The sequence below is a fragment of the Streptomyces sp. NPDC001985 genome, from assembly GCF_040296845.1.
Classification (GTDB): domain Bacteria; phylum Actinomycetota; class Actinomycetes; order Streptomycetales; family Streptomycetaceae; genus Streptomyces.
On record NZ_JBEOYB010000002.1, the window covers coordinates 140890 to 162720 of the forward strand.

The following is a 21831-nucleotide window of genomic DNA, read 5'->3' on the forward strand; positions in this document are numbered from 1 at the left end:
AGAGAGGATCTCATGGATCACCACGAGCTCGTGAAGCGGTTCGCACCACTGACCACGGCGCACCTCGCGGACGCCTGCGTCCGGGCGGAGGTCCCGGTGCGCTGCGCGCCCGCCCCGCTGTGTCCGGTGACACCGGGAAGCCGGCTGGCGGGCCGGGCCCTCCCGGCACGTCACTCCGGCAGCGTGGACATTTTCCTGGAGGCTTTCGAGAGCGCCGCGCCGGGCGATGTCCTGGTGGCCGACAACCACGGCCGCTCGGACGAGGCGTGCGTGGGCGACCTCATGGTGCTGGAGGCCGCGGCGGCGGGGCTGGCCGGAGTCGTCGTCTGGGGGCTCCATCGCGACACGGCCGACATCCGGGCGATCGGCCTGCCGGTCTTCAGTCTGGGCGCGATCCCCACCGGCCCGCTGAGCCCCGGCGACCGCATCCCGGACGCGCTGGAGTCGGCCACGGTCGGCGAGTGGGTCGTCAGCCGTGACGATCTGGTCCTCGGCGACGACGACGGCGTGGTCTTCATCCCCGCCGACCGCGCCGGAGAGCTGTTCTCCCTCGCGGAGGAGATCCGTGCCGGCGAGCGCCGCCAGGCCGAGCGGCTCCGTGCGGGCACCGGCCTCCGCGAGCAGTTCCGGTTCGCCGACTATCTCGCGAACCGCCGCGAGAACCCCGCCCTGACCTTCCGCGAACATCTGCGCTCCGGGGGCGGTGCCGTCGAGGAGTAGCCGGGCACGGCGGAGGGCGCCGGCCACAGGCCGGCGCCCTCCCCGTTCACGACACCGCCGTCACCGGCGGCCGGTGATCAGCTGCAACCGCTGGTCGACCCGCAGCCCTCGCAGATGTAGCAGGAACCCGCCCGCTGCATCTTCGTACCGCAGGAGAAGCAGAGCGGCGCGTCGGCGCTGATGCCGAGCTGCATCTCCACCAGCTCCGCCGAGGTGTGGGCCTGGGCGGGCGCCGCGACCGCGGCCTGCGGGGTGGCGACCGGGGTCGGCTCCTGCCGGAGCGGGGCCGACTGGGCCAGACCCTCGACGTCCATCTCGTCGTCGATGGACTGCTCGTAGGAACCGGTGTCCAGGTGGCGCTGACGCTCCTCGGCCGAGTGGATGCCGAGGGCCGAGCGGGTCTCGAAGGGCAGGAAGTCCAGCGCCAGGCGGCGGAAGATGTAGTCCACGATCGACTGCGCCATCCGCACATCCGGGTCGTCCGTCATACCGGCCGGCTCGAAACGCATATTGGTGAACTTGGAGACATAGGTCTCCAGGGGAACGCCGTACTGCAGACCGACCGAGACCGCGATCGAGAAGGCGTCCATCATGCCCGCGAGGGTCGAGCCCTGCTTGGACATCTTCAGGAAGACCTCGCCCAGACCGTCGTCCGGGTAGGAATTCGCGGTCATATAACCCTCGGCGCCGCCCACCGTGAAAGAGGTGGTGATGCCGGGACGCCCCTTGGGCAGGCGCTTGCGGACCGGGCGGTACTCGACCACCTTCTCGACCGCGGCACGGATGGTGTCCTCGGTCTTCTCGGTGATCTCGGCCTTCTCCTTCTCCTTGGTCTTCGCGGAGAGGGGCTGGCCGACCTTGCAGTTGTCACGGTAGATCGCGAGCGCCTTGACGCCCATCTTCCACGCCTCGAAGTAGATCTCCTCGACCTCTTCGACGGTCGCCGTCTCCGGCATGTTGACCGTCTTGGAGAGAGCGCCGGAGATCCAGGGCTGGATCGCCGCCATCATCCGGACGTGACCCATCGCGGAGATGGACCGCTCGCCCATGGCGCAGTCGAAGATCTCGTAGTGCTCGGTCCTCAGCGCGGGAGCGTCGACCACGTTGCCGTTCTCGGCGATGTGGGCGACGATCGCCTCGATCTGCTCGGGCTGGTAGCCGAGGCGGCGCAGCGCCTGCGGGACCGTGCCGTTGACGATCTGCATCGAGCCGCCGCCGACCAGCTTCTTGAACTTGACCAGGGCGAGGTCGGGCTCCAGGCCGGTGGTGTCGCAGGACATCGCGAGACCGATGGTGCCGGTGGGCGCGATGACGGACGCCTGGGCGTTGCGGAATCCGTTCTTCTCGCCGAGCCGGATCACGTCCTGCCAGGCCTCCGTGGCGGCGGCCCAGATCGAGGTGTCCAGGTCGTCCACGCGGACGGCCTTGGTGTTGGCGTCGGCGTGCTGCTGCATGACGCGGTTGTGGGGGGCCGCGTTGCGGGCGTAACCGTCGTACGGGCCGACGACCGAGGCCAGCTCGGCGGAGCGCCGGTAGGACGTACCCGTCATCAGGGAGGTGATGGCCCCGGCGAGGGCGCGGCCGCCGTCGCTGTCGTAGGCGTGGCCGGTCGCCATCAGCAGGGCGCCGAGGTTGGCGTAGCCGATGCCCAGCTGACGGAACGCCCGGGTGTTCTCACCGATCTTCTGGGTGGGGAAGTCGGCGAAGCAGATGGAGATGTCCATCGCCGTGATGACCAGTTCGACGACCTTGGCGAAGCGCTCGGCCTCGAAGGACTGGTTGCCCTCGCCGTCGTCCTTGAGGAACTTCATCAGGTTCAGCGAGGCGAGGTTGCAGGACGTGTTGTCCAGGTGCATGTACTCGCTGCACGGGTTCGAGCCGTTGATCCGGCCGGACTCCGGGCAGGTGTGCCAGTGGTTGATGGTGTCGTCGTACTGGATGCCCGGGTCGGCACAGGCCCACGCCGCCTCGGCCATCTTGCGGAAGAGCGACTTGGCGTCGACCTCTTCGATGACCTCGCCGGTCATCCGGGCCCGCAGCCCGAAGGAGGAGCCCGCCTCGACGGCCTTCATGAACTCGTCGTTCACCCGGACCGAGTTGTTGGCGTTCTGGTACTGGACGGACGTGATGTCGTCGCCGCCCAGATCCATGTCGAAGCCCGCGTCGCGCAGAGCGCGGATCTTCTCCTCCTCCTTCACCTTGGTCTCGATGAAGCTCTCGATGTCGGGGTGATCGACATCGAGGATGACCATCTTGGCCGCGCGCCGGGTGGCACCGCCGGACTTGATGGTTCCGGCGGAGGCGTCGGCTCCGCGCATGAAGGAGACCGGACCGGAGGCGTTGCCGCCGGAGGAGAGCAGTTCCTTGGAGGAACGGATGCGGGAGAGGTTCAGGCCGGCGCCGGAGCCGCCCTTGAAGATCATCCCCTCTTCCTTGTACCAGTCGAGGATCGACTCCATGGAGTCGTCGACGGCCAGGATGAAGCAGGCGGAGACCTGCTGCGGCTGGGGGGTGCCGACGTTGAACCAGACCGGCGAGTTGAAGCTGAAGATCTGGTGCAGGAGGGCGTACGCCAGCTCGTGCTCGAAGATCTCGGCGTCGGCGGGCGAGGTGAAGTACTTGTGGTCCTCGCCGGCCTTCCGGTACGTCTTCACGATCCGGTCGATCAGCTGCCGCAGACCGGTCTCGCGCTGGGGAGTGCCGACAGCCCCGCGGAAGTACTTGCTGGTGACGATGTTGACCGCGTTCACCGACCAGAAGTCGGGGAACTCGACGCCACGCTGCTCGAAGTTGACCGAGCCGTCGCGCCAATTGGTCATGACGACGTCACGGCGCTCCCAGACCACCTCGTCGTACGGATGCACGCCGGGAGTGGTGTGGATGCGCTCGATACGCAGACCCTTGGTGGCCTTGGTCCCCTTGGCGCGGGACCCTCGTGCCGGGCCGCTCGTCGTCTCTGTCATGCCGCCTCCCATATACGGGCAAAAACATCGTGAAGTGCCGAGTTCTTCCCGGAGCACTGTGCTGGTGTGGTGTCGTGGGCGCGCGTCGGCGCCCACGGCAGATCCTGATTTCCGCCCCGCCGGCGACCGGTCGTCCGGTCGCGTGGGGCCGAGCCGCTCCGCTCGGCGTCTCTCAGCCTGCGGCGGCGCTGGGAACGGGGACCACGGGGGTCCCTCCGGTCCCGTTGTTCTCTGCGGGCGACCGTTGCTCGCGGAGTTCCGCGATGGCCGCCTCGAAGTCCTCAAGGGAATTGAACGCCCGGTAGACGGACGCGAAGCGCAGGTAGGCGACGAGGTCGAGCTCCTGCAGCGGGCCGAGTATGGCCAGCCCCACATCGTGCGTGGTCAGCTCGGCACTCCCGGTGGCACGCACCGCCTCCTCGACCCGCTGGCCGAGCTGAGCGAGTGCGTCCTCGGTCACCGGCCGCCCCTGGCACGCTTTGCGCACCCCGGAAATGACCTTGGTGCGGCTGAAGGGCTCGGTCACACCACTGCGCTTGATGACCATCAAGGAAGCGGTCTCCACCGTGGTGAAACGGCGGGAGCAGTCGGGGCACTGGCGACGGCGCCGGATCGACGTCCCGTCGTCGGTGGTACGGCTGTCGACGACCCGGCTGTCGGGGTGCCTGCAGAAGGGGCAGTGCATGTATCCCAACCCTCCTTCTCGGCACGACTGAATCACCTCGACGGGCTCGTCGAAGCCCTTCGAAGCAGTCCCCAGCATAGGCGATGCCCATGACCTTGAGAGACCAGGGACCACAACTTCTGGGCGACACGCACAATCCAACCACTACATCTGGGGTTGGGCCGCGTTTCACCCCCCTGGCGCGTGTCGCATGACGAGCGACGATCGCAGAGGGCTCACGGGTGGTGACACCACGGGGCCGGGCCGGCGCGGGGCGGCGGCGCGAGGGCGCGGCCGGACGGCGCGCGGGGGCGTCCGGGGTCGGCCACGAGCGTACGGGAAGGGCGCGGCATCCGGCATTCCGGGTCCGGCTTCCAGGATTCCGGTCCCCGCGATGCGAGACTGGCGCACCCCCGGCCGTTCCGAATCGGGGCGGAGGGCTACCGTTATCGACGGAATCGCCGCGCGGTCACCCCGCGCGCATTACCGGTCGGTACGTTCCGGGTGATTGGCCGGCGGAGTTCCGGGTGATTGACCGGTCACATGGGCGATCGCCGGAAGCACTCACGCATACACCGAATCACCAGTACGCGTAAGTCAATCCGCAATTTTTCACTCGAACGTGTGTTTGGCGCAACCTTTCGAAACCAACTACCGTTGTCCAGCTAGGGAGACCATTCGAGAGGGGCCGACGTGACCACCACCGCTGACAGTGCCGCCATCACTGCCCAGGACCGCTCCCAGAACCGATTCGAGCCGATGCATGCCATGACCGACGCAGCCACGAGCCCTGAAGGGGCCGACCCCTCCAGGGCCGCGCGCTCACTTCCCGGCCGACCTCCAGGAATCAGGGCGGACAGCTCCGGACTCACCGATCGGCAGCGGCGTGTCATCGAGGTGATCCGCGACTCCGTGCAGCGCAGGGGCTACCCCCCGTCGATGCGGGAGATCGGCCAGGCCGTCGGCCTCTCCAGCACCTCGTCCGTCGCCCACCAGCTGATGGCCCTGGAGCGCAAGGGCTTCCTGCGCCGTGACCCCCACCGCCCCCGCGCCTATGAGGTGCGGGGCTCCGACCAGCCCAGCGCCCAGCCCACCGACACCAGCGGAAAGCCCGCCGCCTCCTATGTACCGCTCGTCGGCCGAATCGCCGCCGGTGGTCCGATCCTCGCCGAGGAATCGGTGGAGGATGTCTTCCCCCTCCCCCGCCAGCTCGTCGGTGACGGCGAACTGTTCGTCCTGAAGGTCGTCGGCGACTCCATGATCGAGGCCGCCATCTGCGATGGCGACTGGGTGACCGTGCGCCGTCAGCCCGTCGCGGAGAACGGCGACATCGTCGCCGCCATGCTGGACGGCGAAGCCACGGTCAAGCGCTTCAAGCGGGAGAACGGTCATGTGTGGCTCCTCCCGCACAATGCCGCCTACCAGCCGATCCCCGGTGACGAGGCGACCATCCTCGGCAAGGTGGTGGCGGTATTGCGGCGGGTGTGAAGCATCCGCCGCCCCTGACCGGGCCCCGGGACCCACTGCGCCGGTTCCGGGGCCCTGCCATGTCCTCCAGAGCCCCGCCCCGTCTAGGTCGTCTCTTTCGGATCGTGCCGGGCTCGCGAGCCCCGGCACCGCGCCCCGCCGCGTTGTCGTCAGTCGCCGACGCTCCGCGTGGGCTCCCTCCTCCGCCTCGCGATCCACGGCACCGGACCCCGAGCACCGATCCGGCCCGATCCGAAAGAAACTCCCTAGGCGCCCGCGGCCTTCGCGGCGCCGTCGATGGCCGCCAGCGAGCGCCGCACCTGGTTCCGGTCCGTGGTGTACCAGAAGTCCGGCAGCGACGCCCGCAGAAAGCTGCCGTACCGCGCGTTCGCCAGCCGGGGATCGAGAACCGCGACCACTCCCCGGTCTCCGGTGGCGCGGACCAGCCGGCCCGCGCCCTGGGCCATCAGCAGGGCGGCATGGGTCGCGGCCACCGCCATGAAGCCATTGCCGCCGTTCTCCTCCACCGCCTTCTGCCGAGCGCTCATCAGAGGATCGTCCGGCCGGGGGAACGGAATGCGGTCCATGACCACCAGCTGGCAGCTGGGCCCCGGCACATCCACCCCCTGCCACAGCGAGAGCGTGCCGAAAAGACAGGTCTCGGGGTCCGCGGCGAAGGATTTGATCAGCTCCCCGAGCGTCTCCTCGCCCTGGAGGAGAATGCGATGGCCGAGCCGGCCCCGCAGCTCCTCGGCCGCGGCCTGGGCGGCCCGCATCGACGAGAACAGCCCGAGCGTGCGCCCGCCGGCCGCCTCCACCAGTTCCGCCAGCTCATCCATCATGTCGCCCCGGGAGCCCTCGCGGCCCGGCGTCGCCAGATGGCGGGCGACATAGAGAATGCCCTGCTTCGGATAGTCGAAGGGCGAGCCCACGTCGAGGCCCTTCCACTGCGGGACATCGTCCCCCGCGGTCCCTTCGGGGGACAGCCCCAGCGAAGCCCCCACACCATTGAAATCGCCGCCGAGCTTGAGGGTCGCCGAGGTCAGCACCACCGAGCGCTCGGTGAACAGCTTCTCGCGCAGCAGCCCCGAGACATTCATCGGCGCGACCCGCAGCGAGGCTCCGAACCGGTCGTGGCGCTCGTACCAGACCACGTCGTACTCCGAGCCCTGGGTGATGCGCTCGGCCACGTCGTGGATGCTCTCCACCGAGGCCAGGGCCTGCTTCCGGACGGCGTCCTCGTCCTGGACCGACTTGTCACAGGTGGAACCGAGGGCCGAGATCACCGTGCGCGTCGCGTCACGCAGCGCCATCAGGGCGTAGCCGAGATCTTCGGGGATCTCCTCCAGCCGACCCGGGAGGGCCAGCTCCATCAGCCGCTCGAAGGTCTCCGATGCCGTCTGGAGGGAGTCCGCCGCCTTCTCGTTGATCAGCCGGGCGGCGCGGCGCACAGCGCGGTTGACCTGGCCCGGTGTGAGCTCGCCCGTGGCCGCTCCGGTGACCCGGGAGACCAGCTCATGGGCCTCGTCGATGACCAGGACCTCGTGCGGCGGAAGGACCGGGGCGCCCTCGATGGCGTCGATGGCGAGCAGGGCGTGGTTGGTGACGACCACATCGGAGAGCTTGGCCCGCTCTCTGGCACTCTCGGCGAAGCACTCCGCGCCGTAGGCGCACTTCGACGCCCCCAGGCACTCCCGGGAGGAGACGGAAACCTGGGACCAGGCACGGTCGGAGACGCCCGGCGTCAGCGCGTCGCGGTCGCCGGTCTCCGTCTCGTCCGCCCAGTCCCGCATGCGCAGCAGGTCCTTGCCGAGCTTGCTGGTCGGTGTGGCGGACTCGAAGGGGTCGAAGAGCCCCTCCTCCTCTTCCTGCGGCACCCCTTCGTGCAGCCGGTGGAGACAGAGGTAGTTGGACCGTCCCTTGAGCATCGCGAACTCCGGGCGGCGGCGCAGCAGCGGGTGCAGCGCGTCGACCGTGCGGGGCAGATCGCGCTCGACCAGCTGGCGCTGGAGCGCGAGTGTCGCCGTGGCGATGACGACCCTCTCGCCGTGCGCCACCGACGGCACCAGATAGCCGAGGGACTTTCCGGTGCCGGTGCCGGCCTGGACCAGCAGGTGCGAGCCGTCGTCGACAGCCGAGGCGACAGCTTCGGCCATGGCGATCTGACCAGGCCTTTCCGTGCCGCCGACAGCGGTGACGGCGGCATGGAGGAGTTCGGGGAGGGATGGCTTCGTCATAGGCCGACCACCCTACGGCTCGCCACTGACATTGCGATCCGATCCCGCCAGAATCAGCTCGGAGCGGTGGCGCGGCCTGCCCCGTCCCCGGCGTCTTCACCCGATCGGGGGAACCCTGGCCGAGCGGCCCTCACGCCGGAACGAATCCCGGGCGCCGTACGTGAAGAGAGTGCGGCTCGGGTCACAGCAGGTTCCGCAGGGCCCGGTCGCGGACCATCAGAGCGGCCCGCTTGCCGGGAAGCTCGGTCTCCGAGGAGAAGCGGAAGCCTCCGCTGAGAAAGGCGGAGACGGAGGGGGTGTTGCGCAGATCGGGCTCCGCGATCACGCGGGAGCACCGCGGCCGGTGGTCGAGCACGAGATCGGCGACGGCTCTGAGCAGGGTGGAGCCGATTCCGCGGCCCCGGTCGGCGACCGTGCCGATCAGGACGTGGACGCCGGTGTCATGGGGGCGGGCGGGGTAGTGGCGCGCCAGGGGATCGAGATCGGCGCGGTAGATCTCGAAGTAGCTCATGGGGACGGAATCGAGCACGCCGAGACAGGGAACACTGCGGCCGTCGCCGCCGAGGAGACCGCTCAGATGTGCCTCGGCAACCGCCTCGGGGCCCGACAGCTCCCAGAAAGGGGCCACGGCCGGGTCGTTCATCCAGTGGCTGATCAGCGCCAGATCCCGGTCGACGCGAGCGGGTACGAGCTGGAAGACCCCTTCGGATGTGGTGATCGGCCCCCAGGTGCCGGGGTTGTCCAGCAGAGGGGCGGCATCGGGGCCGGGAGTGCGGTCGTCGTGTTCCGCCGTGCGGAAGAGTGCGAGGAGTTCCTCCGGGAGCCGTAGCTCCAGGGTGTCATCGATTCCTTCGGCCGCCGGGTCCCCGGCGGCCCCGGCGAGCCGGGGGCCTGGTCCGGCGGCGCCGGAGCTCGCGTCGGTGGGAGGCACAGGGGCGCTCCTCTCGCAGTCGGGTCGGGGTGGCACGTCCGGGGGCGGCGGGCTCCGGGGTACGTGGCGGGGCGGCCGGCCGGGAAAAGGGGTCAGGAGTGGAGGGGGTTGGGGATCGTGACATAGACGGACTGGGTCTCGACGCGGCCGACGAGTTCGTCGAGGCCGTGGACCCGGGTGAGCAGATTGGCCTTGGCACGGAGAGTGGGCGTCTCCAGGAGGTGGGCGGGCAGGGAAGAGCCGAGAGCGGCGGCCGAGGCGAGGAAGTGCCGGAAGGCCGCGAGGAGGGCCTCCTCATCCGCGAGGTGCTGTGAGCCGAGGGCACCGATCAGCCCGAGGACATTGTTGACGGCGAGGTAGTAGATGAAGCGTTCATCGGTGACGGAGTCGGGGACGAAGGTGTCGCTGTGGGAGCCGATACCGGGGAGGCGGCGTTCGAGTTCCGCACGGCGCGACTCACGGAAGTAGTAGCCCTGGTTGTCGCGGTACCGGCCTCCGGCGGGCCAGCCCTCCGAGTCGAGGACGACCATGGTGTTCTGCTGGTGCGCTTCGAGGGCGATCCCGGCGGTGGCGTCGAGCCAGAGCACCGGGAGGATCACCTGGTCGAGGTAGCGCCGGAACCACTCGGTGGCCACGGCACCGGCCGGGCGGCCGGTGCGGGCGGTGAGCCGGGTCAGCAGAGCGGCGAGCCGTGAGCGCATCCCTGGCACACGGGGCCAGGGACGGAGCGCGGCGAGTCCCGCGACACAGACGGTGTCGTCGGCCGAGGTGAAGGGGTTGTGGCGCAGGACGACATCGAGTCCGGGGACCGGCCGGCCGCGGATGGTGTCGGCGGGGCTGGTGTCGACGGCGATCCAGGCGGGGTCGCGGACGATGTCGAAGCGGGGATGGGCGGCGTGCCACTCCTGCGCGAGCCCGGAGCGCAGCAGCCGGTGCACCTCGACACCCCGGTGGAGTTCCTTGCGGAGGTTCTCCCGGCGGGAGTTGGTGATGTGGAGTCCGAGGGAGAACTTGAGCATGACCGGGGCACCGGGACGGTACACCGTGCGGACCGAGGAGGTGGGGAGCCAGGCTTCGCCGTGGGGTCCGAGGTCGTGGAGGAGACCGGCGCCGAGGAGGTCGGTGACGGCGGGGCGGCGGCGGAGTTCGTCCGCCTGCCAGGGGTGCAGGGGCAGGGCGACGGTGTGGTCGGGGAGGGGGAGGCCGGGGCAGAGACGGGCGGTGAGCCGTTCGGCGGGCAGTGGCCGGTTCTGTTCGGTCCAGGCGGAGTCGGTGGCGAGGACGGACCGGTCGACGGCCATCCAGTGCAGAGGGAAGGAGCCGTGCAGTTCGGGTGAGTAGAGCCGGGTCTCGGTCTCGGAGAGCCCTTCACGGCTCTTGGGTGTGGGGTGCAGCGGGTGCCCGAGGACCAGGGACTGTTCGGCGGCGAGGAAGGAGTCAGCGCCGGACGCGGGGGCGGGGTGGGCCCGGCGCTCGGTGAGGAAGAGGGCGGTCCGGCTGACGGAGTCGGCGACACGGTTCACCAGGTCGGGGGCCTCGGCTCGGCCCGCTTCCCGGGCGAGGAGGGCCGCGAGGGCGACGGCGTCGACGGGGGTCGCCCGGCGGGGCTCGGCGCTCTCCTCCAGGGCGGGCCGGGCGAAGCGGTGCCATCCGGTGGGCGACCAGTAGCGGACGGGGGCGAGGAGCACACTGCCGTCGGAGTGGAGGGGGATGCGCAGCACGGGTCCGTCCGGGCGCGGGACGCCGTTCTCCCGCACCCAGCAGCGCAGCAGGTTCTCGGCGGTGGCCCGGTCCGCGGCGCGGTGGGGGTCCGGGTCGTCGAGGTGGTCGGCGGCCGGGTGCCGGGCCTCCGGGCCCGGTGCGTGGTGATCCTCGATTCCGCCGCGCCGGCGGGGGACCGCCGGGGCGGGCGGGGGGTCCTGTGCCACGGTTTCGGGCTCTTCGGGTGCGGGGCTGGCGTTCACGGAGAGGGGTTCCTTGGCTGGGGCCGGTTCAGTGGGACCGGCTGCGGGGGTCTCCCGGGCGGGTGGTGCGCTCCGCGGCCGCCAGTGCGTCGGCGAAGCGGTCGAGGACGGCCGTGGCCTGTTCGTCGGTGAGGGTGAGCGGCGGCAGGAGACGTACGACGGCACGGTGGCGGCCCCCGAGTTCGATGATGAGCCCTCGGCTCAGGCACTCCCGCTGGACGGCGGCGGCGAGCGCGGGTGCGGGAGGTGCCGCCCGGCCGGCGATGGTGCCCGTGCCAGGGGCCGGGTCCGGGTCCGTGCCCCGGTCCGGGTCCGGTGAGACGAGTTCGACGCCGATCATCAGGCCCCGGCCCCGGACATCCCCCACGCAGGGGTGGGCGGAGGCCAGGTCCCGGAGGCTGCTCAGCATCCGGGCCCCGAGAGTCCCGGCACGGTCGGCGAGCCGGTTCTCCCGCACATGGGCGAGGGTGGCCGCCCCGGCGGCCATGGCCAGCTGGTTGCCGCGGAAGGTGCCGGCATGGGCTCCGGGCTGCCAGATGTCGAGTCCGGAACGGTAGACGATCACCGCGAGAGGGAGGGAACCGCCGATGGCCTTGGAGAGGACCATGACATCGGGCACGATCCCGCTGTGCTCCACGGCCCAGAAGGCGCCGGTGCGCCCGACGCCGGTCTGGATCTCGTCGGCGATCAGAGGGATGGAGCGGTCCGCGGTGATCCTCCGCATGCTGCGCATCCAGGGATCGGGAGCGGGAAGCACCCCGCCCTCCCCCTGCACGGGTTCGAGGAGCATCGCCGCCGGGTCGGGCACTCCGCTCCTGGGGTCGTCGAGCAGGCTCTCGATCCACCGGGCGCCCAGTTCCTCGCCGCGCTCTCCGCCGACCCCGAAGGGGCAGCGGTAGCTCTGCGGGAAGGGCAGCCTGGTGACCCGGGTCTCGGTGGCTCCACCGGAGGTGTCGAGGGCTCCGGCCGTCATGCCGTGGTACGCCCCGGTGAACGCGAGCAGGCCGCTCCGGCCGGTCGCCGTGCGGACCAGGGTGAGCGCCGCCTCGACGGCGTCGGTGCCGGCGGGGCCGCAGAACTGGATGCGCGCGTCGTCGGCGAGGGCGGGGGGCAGCGTGGCGTACAGCTCGGTCGTGAAGGCGTCCTTGACCGGGGTGGCGAGATCGAGGACGTGCAGGGGCGCCCCGGAGTCGATGACCTTCCTGATGGCTTCGAGGACCACCGGGTGGTTGTGGCCGAGGGCCAGGGTGCCCGCGCCGGAGAGACAGTCGAGATAGCGACGGCCGTCCGCGCCCTCGATGGTCAGTCCGCGGGCTCTGACCGGGACGATGGGCAGGGAGCGGGCGTAGGTGCGGGCCGATGACTCGCGCAGTGACTGCCGGCGCAGGATGCCCTCGTGCAGGGCCGACGACGCGGAAGCGGATGGGGTCACGGCCACGGCTGTCGGTCCTCCAGCGGTCAGGTCGCGCCGCCTTCGGCGCGGCTCGTATCGGGCGGGGAGTGCGGTCCCGGCCGCCCGGCGGGGCCGAACCGCGGGCGGCTCACCTCCCGTGCTCCCTCCTGGTCCCCGTGTGTACCAACGACGCCATGAGCCTCGGATCACGGGCTGCCCGAAGATCCTTGCCCCGGCGGAACCGGGGCCCGGCGGGTTCCGTCCCCTTCGGCGACGGCCGGCAGGGGGCCGCGTTCGGGCGGCGGCGCCGCCTTGTAGGGTTCGCGGCGGTTCCGGGTACGGCCCGGCTCCGTCATCCTCGCGGTCACGAGCAGAGAAAATCCGAAGTTCCAGGGGGAACACGACATGCGACCCATGCGCCCGGCCCTTGTGGCGGCATCCTTCGCCGCCGTACTCGCGCTGACCGCCACCGGCTGCGGTTCGACCGACGGCGGCACGGGCGACAAGCCGAACGCCTCCGCCGACGGGGGCGACGCGGGCATCAAGGACAGGATCAACATCCCGGAGGACCTGGAGGAGCTCAAGAACCGGCTCAGGGAACACGGGATCGACCTGGACAAGTGGCGCAATGGCGAGTGGCGGGACTGGGACAAGGACAAGTGGCTCCGCGAGGCCCAGGACTATGTCAATCCGATCATCGAGGATCTGTGGGACCCGGACCGGATGCGCGAGGCGGAGACTCCCCCGGCCCAGCCGGTCGACCGGAACATCTCCGGGGACGAGGGCGTCACCGACCCGGTGCCGGCGCCCGTCGAGGCGCGGTCCGTCAGCGCCCCGTACCGCACGAGCGCCCCGGAGGCCGGCAAGGTCTTCTTCGACGGGCCCGAGGGATCGATGGTCTGTTCGGCGACGGTGGTGCAGGACCCGGCGAACCCCGGCAGGTCCAACATGGTGTGGACGGCCGGGCACTGTGTCCATGCCGGCAAGCAGGGCGGCTGGTACCGGAACATCGCCTTCGTGCCGTCGTACAACGACAGCGCGAGGCCGAGCGCCGAACTGGAGAGCGTCTCGAAGGACGAGGTGGCTCCGCACGGTGTCTGGTGGGCGGACTGGGTGAAGACCTCCGAGCAGTGGATCGACCGCGGTGCCAAGTCCGGTGGCAAGGGCGCGCCCTTCGACTTCGCGGTGATCCATGTGACCCCGGAGAAGGGCAGCGGCACCTCGCTGGAGGAGACGGTCGGCTCGGCGCTTCCGGTGGAGTTCGACGCTCCGTCCGTGGCGGACATCCAGGAGATCACGGCGACCGGCTACCCGGCGGCGGCGCCCTTCGACGGCGAGCGGATGTTCCAGTGCCCGGACCGGCCGGGGCGGCTGTCGGTGAAGGCGGACGAGCCCACGATGTACCGCATCGGCTGCACCATGACCGGTGGTTCCTCGGGAGGCGGCTGGGTGGCCGAGGGCAGCGACGGCCGCCGCGCGCTGGTCTCCAACACCTCGATCGGCCCGGTGGCGGCGGGCTGGCTGGCCGGACCCCGGCTCGGCGCCGAGGCTGAAGCGGTCTACGAGGCGGTCAGCGGCAAGCACGCGGGGCAGTAGCTCTCCGGACCACTTCGGCCCGGAGAGCCGCCGCGCCCGCGCACGACAGCGGCGGTGGCCGCTCCCCTCACGGGGAGCGGCCACCGCCGCTGTTCTCACTGTGCGGGGCCGGACGCCGGGTCAGCGGCTCCGGCCACCGGGTCAGTTCGGGACCGGGACGTACGGCGCGAGCACCGCCGCCAGTTCCTCATGGACCCGAGCCTTGAGAAGCGTGCCCTCGGAGGTGTGCTCCTCGGAGAGCACCTCGCCGTCGGCGTGCACCCGGGAGACCAGACCGCCCTGGGTGTACGGCACGAGGGCTTCGATCTCGACCTCGGGCCTGGGCAGTTCCGCGTCGATGAGGGCGAGCAGTTCGGCGACGCCCTCGCCGGTCCGCGCCGACACGGCGATGGCGTGCCGCTCGATGCGCAGCAGCCGCTGGAGGACCAGCGGATCGGCCGCGTCCGCCTTGTTGATCACCACGACCTCGGGCACGTCGACCGCGCCGACATCACGGATGACCTCGCGCACGGCGGCCAGTTGCTCCTCGGGCGCCGGGTGCGATCCGTCCACCACGTGCAGGATCAGATCGGCGTCCCCGACCTCCTCCATGGTGGAGCGGAAGGCCTCCACCAGGTGGTGCGGAAGGTGCCGGACGAATCCGACGGTGTCGGCCAGGGTGTAGAGGCGGCCGCCCGGGGTCTCGGCCCTGCGGACCGTGGGGTCCAGGGTGGCGAACAGCGCGTTCTCCACCAGGACTCCGGCGCCGGTGAGGCGGTTGAGCAGAGAGGACTTCCCGGCGTTGGTGTAGCCCGCGATGGCGACCGAGGGCACCTTGTGGCGCCGCCGCTCCTGCCGCTTGATCTCCCGGCCGGTCTTCATCTCCGCGATCTCCCGGCGCATCTTCGCCATCTTCTCGCGGATGCGCCGGCGGTCCGTCTCGATCTTGGTCTCACCGGGACCGCGGGTGGCCATGCCGCCACCGCCGCCGCCACCCATCTGACGGGAGAGCGACTGGCCCCAGCCGCGCAGCCGGGGCAGCATGTACTGCATCTGGGCCAGGGCGACCTGCGCCTTGCCCTCCCGGGACTTGGCGTGCTGGGCGAAGATGTCGAGGATCAGGGCGGTCCGGTCGACCACCTTGACCTTGACGACATCCTCCAGGTGGATCAGCTGGCCGGGGCTCAGCTCACCGTCGCAGACGACGGTGTCCGCGCCGGATTCGAGGACGATGTCCCGCAGCTCCTGGGCCTTGCCGGAACCGATGTAGGTGGCCGGGTCGGGCTTGTCACGGCGCTGGATCACGCCGTCGAGCACCATGGCGCCCGCGGTCTCGGCCAGTGCGGCGAGCTCGGCGAGGCTGTTCTCCGCGTCCTGCGCGGTCCCCGAGGTCCATACGCCGACCAGCACCACACGCTCCAGGCGCAGCTGCCGGTACTCGACTTCGGTGACGTCCTCGAGCTCGGTGGAGAGGCCGGCGACCCGCCGCAGCGCGGCCCGCTCGGCCCGGTCGAGCTGCTGGCCGTCCCGGTCTCCGTCGATCTCGTGGCTCCAGGCGACGTCCTCTTCCATCAGGGCATCGGCCCGGAGGCTCTCGGCGCGGCTGTCCGCGGAGCTCTGCGTGCGCTGCTCGTCGAAGCTCTGCTCGTCCTGGGAAGGGGAAGAAGAGGAGGTCATTGGGTCCTTACGTCGATGGGACAGTCCTGGCCGTGCCGGAGGAATCCGGTGCGGCCCGCGTCAGTCACAACGCGTGACGAGCCCGGATGATTCCCGCGCCGACACGGCTGGGAAAAACCGGCCCCGGTGGCGTCGCCGACACGTTCGATGGTCCCACGGAGCCCGTGGGGCCGTCACCCCGGTTTCCCGGGCGCGCCGGGTGTCAGCCGGCCGGGACCCTGGGCGGGCGGCGGGCCGCTGTCTCCGTGGCGGAGTCCGCTCCGGGAGCCGGCGCGTCCCCCGCGGCAGCCTCCGCGGGGGACGCGCCGACGGCGGCTGGCTCCTTCCCGGCTCCGGCCTCCGCCGGGGATTCCTCCGCGGGCTCCCCGGCCGCCGGGGTCTTCTGCGGCTCGGGCTCGACCGGCGCCGCGCTCCTCCACTCCGGGTGCCCGGGCATCGGCGGTGTGCGCGTCCCGTACAGCCACGCGTCGAAGAAGTCCGTGAGGTCGCGCTCGGCGATCCTGGCGGCGAGCGCGGTGAAGTCCGCGGTGGTCGCCGTCCCGTCCCGGTGATCGGCGACCCAGGCCCGCTCCAGGCGCTCGAACGCCTCGGTCCCGATCGTCTGCCGGAGGGCGTACAGGACCAGTGCGCTGCCGTCGTACACCACCGGCCGGAAGAGGCTGATCTTCTGTCCGGGCCGCGGCGGCTTCGGCGCGGCCGGCGGGCCGCCGTCGACGCGCCACTGGTCGGAGCGGCGGTACGCCTCGCGCAGCCGGGTCTCCATGAGGTGCCCGGACTTCTCCTCCGCGTACAGGGCCTCGTACCAGGTGGCGTGCCCCTCGTTCAGCCACAGATCGGACCAGGTGCGCGGGGAGACGCTGTTGCCGAACCACTGATGGGCCAGCTCATGGACCATGATCGAGTCGACGTACCACTCGGGGAACGCGCTGTTGGTGAAGATGCGGCGCTCGAAGAGGGAGAGGGTCTGCGTCTCCAGTTCGTAGCCGGTCGCGGCGTCGGCGATCAGCACCCCGTAGTTCTCGAAGGGATAGGGGCCGACCTTGCCCTCCATCCACCGGAGCTGGTCCGGGGTCTTCCTGAGCCACGGCTCCAGCCGGGCGGCGTCCTTCGCCGGGACGACATCGCGCACGGGCAGTCCGCCGGGGCCCTCGCGGGTGGGGACGGCGGAGGTGCCGATGGAGACCTGGGCGAGTTCGGTGGCCATGGGGTGGCGGGTGCGGTAGGTCCAGGTGGTGGTGGAGTCCTGCTGCCGGGTGCCGATCCGTACGCCGTTCGCGACGGCCGTCAGCTCGCTGGGGGCGGTGACCCGGAAGGTGAAGTACGCCTTGTCCGCCGGGTGGTCGTTGGAGGGGAAGACGCGGTGGGCCGCGTCGGCCTGGTTCGCCATGGCGAGTCCGTCGCCGGTGGTGATCCAGCCGCCCCCGGTGCCGCGCGGGTCGCTGGTGTGCTCGACGGTGATCCTGACCCGGGAGCCGGCCTCCAGTGGCAGGAAGGGCTCGACGACGAGGTCCTCCTCCACGGTCTCGAACCCGGCGGGGAGGCCGTTCACCCGCACGGCGCCGACCGTGCCGTGGCTGAAGTCGAGATTGATGCGCTCCAGCCGTTCGGTGGCGCGGGCCTCGATCGCGGTGACGGCCTGCAACGGGGTGGTGTTGCTGCCCCCGTAGGTGAACGCGATGTCGTAGGCGACCACGTCGTATCCGGGGTTGCCGAGGTACGGGAAGAGCGGGTCCCCGATGCCGAGCGGCTCGGGGGCGGGCGGCGGCAGGGCGGCGGCGATCAGAGTGGCGGACGCGGCGGCCAGCAGCGCGGCGCGCAGCCGGCGCCGGGTGGCCCCGGCCGGGGATCGCCGGGTGCCGGTGGGCGGGGAATCGGGCAGCATGCCCTACCGCTACCAGTGCGCGCCGCGCCGGTGGCGGCGGCGCGCGTCGCACCACCCGAACGAGATCAGCCGGTGGCGGCCGGATGCTGGGTGCGGCTCACGTCGTACACCCCCGGCACATCGCGCATGGCGCGCATCAGGGCGGGCAGCCCGGCCGCGTCGGGGAGTTGCAGGGTGTAGGTGTGGCGTACGCGCTGCTCGCTGGGGGGCTCCACGGTCGCCGAGACAATGGCCGCGCCCTTGATCGCGATGACCTCGGTGAGGTCGGCGAGCAGCCGGGGACGGCCGAAGGACTCGGCGACGAGGGTGACCCGGCAGCCCGCCGCGTCGTCCCAGCGCACCACCACGGGGGCCCGCTCCCGGGCTTTCATCCGGGAGACGGCCGGGCACTGCTCGCGGTGGACGGTGACCACACCGCCGCGTACGGCGAAGCCGGTGACCGCGTCCGGCGGCACCGGCGTACAGCATCCGGCGAGCCGTACGGTCGCGTCGGGCAGGCCGGCGACGGCGCAGGCGGCGGTGGGGAGGCCGGCGTCGGGCGGCGCGGGCGCGGGTCTGCGGGGCGCGGTCGCGGCGGGCCGGGTCTCCTCGGGGTGGGCCTGGAGCCAGGCGGTGATGGCGATGCGCGCGGCGGGGGTGCGGGCGTGGTCGAGCCAGCCGGGCGCGGGACCGGAGACCGCGTCCTGGGGGCCGGGGGGCCGCTGGGCGTCCCGCGCCCCCGGTGTCCTGTGCGCGCCGGGCGCGGTCTCCGCTCCGGGTTCGGCGGGTGCGGCGGGTGCGTGGGGCGCGTCGGGTGCGTCGTCGGCGTCGCGCGCGAGCAGGAGCTGGACGGTGTCGCCGTCGCTCAGCACCGTGCTCAGCGTCGCCAGGCGCCCGTTGACATGGGCTCCGATGCAGGCGTGGGCCCGTTCGCCGTACTGGGCGTACGCCGCGTCGACGCAGCTCGCGCCCGCCGGCAGGCCCAGGGTGCCGCCGTCGGCGCGGAAGACGGTGATCTCCCGGTCCTGTGCGAGATCGGCCCGCAGCGATGTCCAGAAGGCATCGGAGTCCGGTGTGGACTGCTGCCACTCCAGGAGCCGGGAGAGCCAGCCGGGACGGGTGGGGTCGGCGCGCTCGCCGTCCGCCGGCTCGGCGCCTTCCACGGGTACGTACGGGTTGCCGAGGGCGATCACCCCGGCCTCGGCCACCTTGTGCATCTGCTGGGTGCGGATGAGGACTTCGGCGACGGCTCCCCCGGGGCCCGCGACGGCGGTGTGCAGCGACTGGTAGAGGTTGAACTTGGGGGCGGCGATGAAGTCCTTGAACTCGGAGATCACCGGCGTGAAGCAGGTGTGCAGCTCGCCGAGGACGGCGTAGCAGTCGGCGTCCTCGGCGACGAGGACGAGCAGCCGCCCGAAGTCGGTGCCGCGCATCTCGCCGCGTTTGGCGCGGACCCGGTGGACGGAGACGAAGTGGCGCGGCCTGATCAGGACTTCGGCGGTGATGCCCGCGTCGCGGAGCACGGCCCGGAAGCCCTCGGCCATGGTGTCGAGCGCGGCGCCGGCGGAGGCGTTCGCCGCGATCAGCTCACGGGTGCGGTCGTACTCCTCGGGGTGGAGGATCGCGAAGACGAGGTCCTCCAGTTCGGTCTTGAGCGCCTGGACGCCGAGCCGCTCGGCGAGCGGGATGAGGACCTCGTGGGTGACCTTGGCGATACGGACCTGCTTCTCGGGCCGCATCACCCCCAGGGTGCGCATGTTGTGCAGCCGGTCGGCGAGCTTGATCGACATCACCCGGACGTCGTTGCCGGTGGCGACGAGCATCTTGCGGAAGGTCTCGGGTTCGGCGGCGGCCCCGTAGTCGACCTTCTCCAGTTTGGTGACCCCGTCCACCAGATAGGCGACCTCGGCGCCGAACTCGGCCGTCACCTGGTCGAGGGTCACCTCGGTGTCCTCGACGGTGTCGTGGAGCAGGGAGGCCGTCAGGGTGGTGGTCTCGGCGCCCAGTTCGGCGAGGATCAGGGTGACGGCGAGAGGATGGGTGATGTACGGCTCGCCGCTCTTGCGGAACTGTCCCCGGTGGGACGACTCCGCGAGGACGTACGCCTGGTGCAGGATGGCGAGATCGGCGTCGGGATGGTGCGCCCGGTGGGCTTCCGCCACATGTCCGATCGCGTCGGGCAGACGGTCCCGGCCCGCGGGTCCGAGGAGGGCCGCGCGGCCCAGCCTTCGGAGGTCGATTCGGGGACGGCCGCGCCTGCGGCTGTGGGCGCCAGGGTTGACGGCCTCTGCACTCATGGGGGGCACCTCCGGGCGGCATTCGACCGGCGGTGGGAAGAGCAGGGGTGCCCTCCGGGCCGGTGCTTGATGCTACCGAGCCCACCACGTGGAGCAGTCCGCCTCTCGCCGAGCGTGAAACGGATCACCCATTCGAGCGAAGCTCTATGGGGGCGGGGTTGAGCCGTACGCACGGAACCGCGGGCGTTTCGCGTACGCCGGGGGCTCGGGGCGGGGCCCGGGTGATGGCCCGGGGGCCAGGGCCCGGGGCAGCCCGGGTGCGCGGGGGCCCGGGTGGTGGCCGGGTGGCCCGGGTGCGCGGGGGCCCGGGTGGCCCGGGTGCGCGGGGGCCCGGGTGGCCCGGGTGCGCGGGGAATGTCGTGGCGGTGCGGGTGCGCCTGCCCGGACCCCTGGTGGTCCGGATGCGCCGGGGCCCCGGACGATTCGGGTGCGGCCGGCGCGCTCAGGGGGCGAGGAGGCCGCCCGGGTGACGGCGGCGGGCGGCTCAGCGGAGGCGGGCGACGCGCCAGACGGCGAGCGCCACCAGCAGCGCGGCCACTCCGACGTACAGCGCCATGACCCGCCAGTCCGGCCGCTCGCCGGAGCCGCGGGCCGGCAGCCCCGGCCAGGTGTGGCCCACCCGGCGGGCGGCCATCACACCCCAGCCCGCCGCACAGCAGCTGATCAGCAGTCCGAGCATCGCGACCACCGCACCGCCGCCCGTGCCGAAGGCGAGGGGGAAGCCGAACATCAGGGAGCCGAGCGCGCCGAGCATCACGATGGGGGCGAGCTGCCAGATGCGCAGTCTGCGCGGCGGGCGCAGCTCCACCTCGACCTCGTCGGCGATGAGCCCCTCGTCGTCGGGTCCGTCGGGACTCAGACCGGGGGCGCCGCGCGCCGTGCCGCGATACTGCTGGTCTGTGTCGTGAGGGCCGGCCTCCATCGCCACGCGCCCTCCCAACTCGGACTTCACAGTCGATCGATGCTCGATGATGGCACGGCCGGGGGCCCCTGTATGACGGGCAGGGCGTCCCGATGCCATCACGTGATCAGGCTGTAACCGCTCGTTCGATCAACGCCAGCGCCTGTCCGGGAAGTTCCCCGCGGTCGGCGACGGCTCCACTGAGCCAATGCACCCGCGGGTCTTTTCTGAACCATGAATCCTGGCGGCGCGCGAAGCGTTTGGTGGCGCGCACGGTCTCCTCGCGAGCCTCCTGGTCGGTGCACTCGCCCGCCAGCGCCCTGAGGATCTGCTGGTAGCCGAGGGCGCGTGACGCCGTGAGCCCCTCGCGCAACCCCCGCGCCTCCAGAGCGCGGACCTCCTCGACGAAACCGGCCTCCCACATCCGGTCCACCCGGAGCGCGATGCGCTCGTCCAGCTCGGGACGGCCGACATCGACGCCGATCTGGACGGTGTCGTAGACGCTGTCGTGGCCGGGGAGATTGGCCGTGAAGGGCTTCCCGGTGATCTCGATCACCTCGAGGGCGCGGACGATGCGGCGCCCGTTGCCCGGGAGGATCGCCCGGCCGGCCTCGGGATCGGCGGCGGCGAGCCGGGCGTGCAGGACTCCGGGGCCCCGTTCGGTGAGCTCCTCCTCCAGCCGGGCGCGGATCGCGGGGTCGGTGCCGGGGAACTCCAGGGCGTCGATGGCACCGCGCACATAGAGCCCGGAGCCGCCCACGAGGACCGGTGTCCGGCCCTCGGCGAGCAGCCGGTCGATCTCCGCCCGGGCGAGCCGCTGGTACTCGGCGACGCTCGCTGCCTCGGTGACGTTCCAGATGTCGAGCAGGTGGTGGGGAATCCCGCCGCGCTCGCCCGGCGTCAGCTTGGCGGTGCCGATGTCCATCCCCCGGTAGAGCTGCATGGAGTCGGCGTTGACGACCTCACCACCCAGTTGCCGGGCGAGGAAGACGCCGAGATCGGACTTTCCGGCCGCCGTGGGGCCGACGACGGCGATGACCCGCGGGGCGGGAGCTGCACTTCTCACCGCCCCAGTCTCGCAAACCCCGGGGGATCTCCCCGAACGAGCGAAGTGACGGCACGGCTGGGGGGTCGTTGCCTGTTGCGAGGTTCCGAACGCCGGTTTCCCGACCGGTGCCCCC

General features: G+C 71.5%; 14 protein-coding genes. 3 read left to right on the forward strand and 11 right to left on the reverse strand.

Features of this window, described 5'->3' with window-relative positions; genetic code table 11:
* Positions 1 to 12: 12 nt before the first annotated feature.
* A complete protein-coding gene (locus ABT122_RS01405) occupies positions 13 to 720 on the forward strand; it encodes an RraA family protein (protein ID WP_351543498.1) in 708 nt (235 codons plus the stop codon).
* Positions 721 to 797: 77 nt separating this feature from the next.
* Here the strand turns inward: ABT122_RS01405 and ABT122_RS01410 are convergent, their stop codons facing one another.
* A complete protein-coding gene (locus tag ABT122_RS01410; protein WP_351543501.1) occupies positions 798 to 3683 on the reverse strand; it encodes a vitamin B12-dependent ribonucleotide reductase in 2886 nt (961 codons plus the stop codon).
* Positions 3684 to 3855: 172 nt separating this feature from the next.
* Positions 3856 to 4368 carry a transcriptional regulator NrdR gene (nrdR, locus tag ABT122_RS01415; RefSeq protein WP_351543504.1) on the reverse strand — a complete coding sequence of 171 codons (513 nt, stop codon included), beginning with the start codon at positions 4366 to 4368 and terminating at the stop codon, positions 3856 to 3858.
* Between the two features lie 672 nt (positions 4369 to 5040).
* Between nrdR and lexA the strand changes: the two genes are divergently transcribed.
* The gene (lexA, locus tag ABT122_RS01420; RefSeq protein ID WP_351543507.1) at positions 5041 to 5835 is read left to right on the forward strand and encodes a transcriptional repressor LexA; all 795 of its coding nucleotides are present in this window, start codon (positions 5041 to 5043) and stop codon (positions 5833 to 5835) included.
* Positions 5836 to 6080: 245 nt separating this feature from the next.
* Here the strand turns inward: lexA and ABT122_RS01425 are convergent, their stop codons facing one another.
* From ABT122_RS01425 to ABT122_RS01440, 4 genes are all read right to left on the reverse strand, one after another.
* Positions 6081 to 8051 (reverse strand): ATP-dependent DNA helicase, encoded by a 1971-nt coding sequence (locus ABT122_RS01425; protein ID WP_351543510.1) that lies wholly within the window; start codon positions 8049 to 8051, stop codon positions 6081 to 6083.
* 181 nt (positions 8052 to 8232) lie between these two features.
* Positions 8233 to 8982: a GNAT family N-acetyltransferase gene (locus ABT122_RS01430; protein WP_451068740.1), complete on the reverse strand. Its 750-nt coding sequence runs from the start codon at positions 8980 to 8982 to the stop codon at positions 8233 to 8235.
* Positions 8983 to 9074: 92 nt separating this feature from the next.
* Positions 9075 to 10946 carry an IucA/IucC family protein gene (locus tag ABT122_RS01435; RefSeq protein ID WP_502976075.1) on the reverse strand — a complete coding sequence of 624 codons (1872 nt, stop codon included), beginning with the start codon at positions 10944 to 10946 and terminating at the stop codon, positions 9075 to 9077.
* Between the two features lie 28 nt (positions 10947 to 10974).
* Positions 10975 to 12384: a diaminobutyrate--2-oxoglutarate transaminase family protein gene (locus tag ABT122_RS01440; RefSeq protein ID WP_351543513.1), complete on the reverse strand. Its 1410-nt coding sequence runs from the start codon at positions 12382 to 12384 to the stop codon at positions 10975 to 10977.
* 360 nt (positions 12385 to 12744) lie between these two features.
* On the opposite strand from ABT122_RS01440, the gene ABT122_RS01445 reads away from it, so the two are divergent.
* The gene (locus tag ABT122_RS01445) at positions 12745 to 13935 is read left to right on the forward strand and encodes a trypsin-like serine peptidase (protein ID WP_351543516.1); all 1191 of its coding nucleotides are present in this window, start codon (positions 12745 to 12747) and stop codon (positions 13933 to 13935) included.
* Positions 13936 to 14076: 141 nt separating this feature from the next.
* Here the strand turns inward: ABT122_RS01445 and hflX are convergent, their stop codons facing one another.
* The 5 genes from hflX to miaA all read right to left on the reverse strand — a co-directional run bounded on the left by hflX (position 14077) and on the right by miaA (position 21716).
* On the reverse strand, positions 14077 to 15591 hold the full coding sequence (gene hflX / locus ABT122_RS01450; RefSeq protein ID WP_351543518.1) for a GTPase HflX: 1515 nt from the start codon (positions 15589 to 15591) through the stop codon (positions 14077 to 14079).
* Positions 15592 to 15793: 202 nt separating this feature from the next.
* Entirely contained in the window at positions 15794 to 17473 is a 1680-nt protein-coding gene (locus ABT122_RS01455) for a M1 family metallopeptidase (protein WP_351543521.1), read from the reverse strand.
* 65 nt (positions 17474 to 17538) lie between these two features.
* Positions 17539 to 19749 carry a RelA/SpoT family protein gene (locus ABT122_RS01460; protein ID WP_351543524.1) on the reverse strand — a complete coding sequence of 737 codons (2211 nt, stop codon included), beginning with the start codon at positions 19747 to 19749 and terminating at the stop codon, positions 17539 to 17541.
* A gap of 484 nt (positions 19750 to 20233) precedes the next feature.
* Positions 20234 to 20671 (reverse strand): hypothetical protein, encoded by a 438-nt coding sequence (locus ABT122_RS01465; protein WP_351543647.1) that lies wholly within the window; start codon positions 20669 to 20671, stop codon positions 20234 to 20236.
* A 106-nt stretch (positions 20672 to 20777) separates the two neighbouring features.
* Complete coding sequence (miaA, locus tag ABT122_RS01470; protein ID WP_351543527.1) at positions 20778 to 21716, reverse strand: tRNA (adenosine(37)-N6)-dimethylallyltransferase MiaA; 939 nt, start codon at positions 21714 to 21716, stop codon at positions 20778 to 20780.
* Between the last annotated feature and the right edge of the window lie 115 nt (positions 21717 to 21831).